At 64.9% G+C, this 1,562-nt stretch carries 3 protein-coding genes; all 3 read right to left on the reverse strand.

The features are described 5' to 3' along the window. Positions 1–832: ChuX/HutX family heme-like substrate-binding protein (locus ABI213_RS12360; RefSeq protein ID WP_348027307.1), on the reverse strand; the 832-nt coding region annotated here is incomplete at its 3' end. Further along, positions 829–1,164: a hypothetical protein gene (locus ABI213_RS12365; RefSeq protein WP_348027309.1), complete on the reverse strand. Its 336-nt coding sequence runs from the start codon at positions 1,162–1,164 to the stop codon at positions 829–831. The genes ABI213_RS12360 and ABI213_RS12365, both read right to left, overlap by 4 nt. A 14-nt stretch (positions 1,165–1,178) precedes the next feature. Continuing rightward, on the reverse strand, positions 1,179–1,562 hold a 384-nt coding region (locus ABI213_RS12370), incomplete at its 5' end, for a TonB-dependent receptor (protein WP_348027311.1).

Consider the following 1,562-nt stretch of genomic DNA (forward strand, 5'->3'; position numbering starts at 1 on the left):
TCACCGGCCCGGTGTGGATCTGGATGCAGCCCCGGCTGCCTACAAAGACCATGATGGGCACGCCGTCAAACGACGCGGATTGCAGCAGCTCGCGCGGTGCCATGGTGGACAGGCTTTGGGTAAAGCGGCCCTGCACCAGGCGCAGGCTTTGCTGGCGCTCGGCATCGAACTTTTTGAGCAGGCCAAAGAATTCGTGGGTGTCTTGCAGCGCGGCCCAGGCATCCGTGAGCCCGGCCACGTCGATGTCGGCATCGGGTTGGGCCGCAGGTGCTGGCACCGCAGGCGTGAAAACGGTATGGCTGGCGGCGGCGGTAAAGCGCTGCACCACGGCGTCGAACGCGGCGCGGTCGGTGGCGTCGCGCTGGAATATCTTGTGCACGGCCAGACCGTGGGCATCGAAGAACTGCAGACTGACATTCGGGCGGTTCTGCGGATTGGCGGCCAGCTCGGTCACGGCGAACCCGGCATGCCATTGGCTGAAGAAGATGCGCAGGTCGATGTCTTCGCCCAGGGCCAAACCCATTTGACCCATGGCAGAGAGCTTACTGTAGACACCGGTTTTTTCGTGCACGGTGCTGGCGTTGCGGGTCAGGCCCATCAGCGGGCCGCAGGGCTCCAGGGCTTTGAGCAGGTCGATCCACGGGCCTGCCAGCGCAATGGCTTTGGGTGGGTAGGCGTGGTCACCGCAGTGGGCGGCCACGGCGGCACCTTCGCTGCTGCCGATGGACTCGGCGGCTTCTTTGGCACGTTTGCCGCTGGCGCGGGCGGCGGCAAAGGCGGCACGCAGGTCTTCTGGGGTGGTGAACGCAGCGGGCATATTTACAGTGTTCATTGCACGGTCTCGGGGGTTGTGTGCCACAACGGGGTAGTGGCGGGTAGATCGGCATGGTCGGTGGCCGCACGGGCCGGGTGGGTCTGTTGCAGCCAGCGGGTGTGCAGGTTCCAGAGCAGGGTTTTGAAGTCGGGCGAGAGCATGGGGTGCTCAGACAGGTGGAGCAGGTTGTGCACGATTTTTTGCGCCATCTGGGTGCGGTGGTCGTCGCAGCAGCCTTGCACGTAGCCGGTCATCAGCGCCAGGGAGCTGGCCAGCAGGGCTTCGGCGCTGGGCATGGCGTATTCCTCGTCGGCCCCGGTGGCGGGGATGGGATGGGTTGGGCGGGTCATGGAGTTCCTTTGGTTTAGAAATCAGCGACTAAAGAGACTTGCACACTGCGGCCAGGCTGGCTGTACGCGTCGATCACCAGCACCTGGGCGGCTGTGGCGTTGCGCGCGTCGCTCCAGTTCCAGTACTTTTTGTTGGTCAGATTCGCCACGGTGGCGTTCAGGCGCAGGTCTTTGCGGATGCGCCACTGGCCGCCCAGGTCCAGCGTGGTGGCCGCCGGGGTGACGAACAGGGCGGCGTTGGTGTCGCTCTGCTTTTTGGCCGCGTGGTGGGCCAGGTCGAGGCGCACATCCCAGGCGCCGGTGGCGTACTGCATGCCCAGGCGCAGCTTGGAGGGATCAACCGAGTCGAGAGGCTTGCCGGTATCGCTGTCTTTGCCACGCGCCATGCCGTAGCTGAA

This window comes from Rhodoferax sp., assembly GCF_039922535.1.
GTDB lineage: Bacteria > Pseudomonadota > Gammaproteobacteria > Burkholderiales > Burkholderiaceae_C > Rhodoferax_B.

Bases quoted from the DNA above. Each gene is read 5' to 3' on its own strand.
- ABI213_RS12365 (WP_348027309.1), bottom strand. From the start codon at position 1,164: ATGACCCGCCCAACCCATCCCATCCCCGCCACCGGGGCCGACGAGGAA.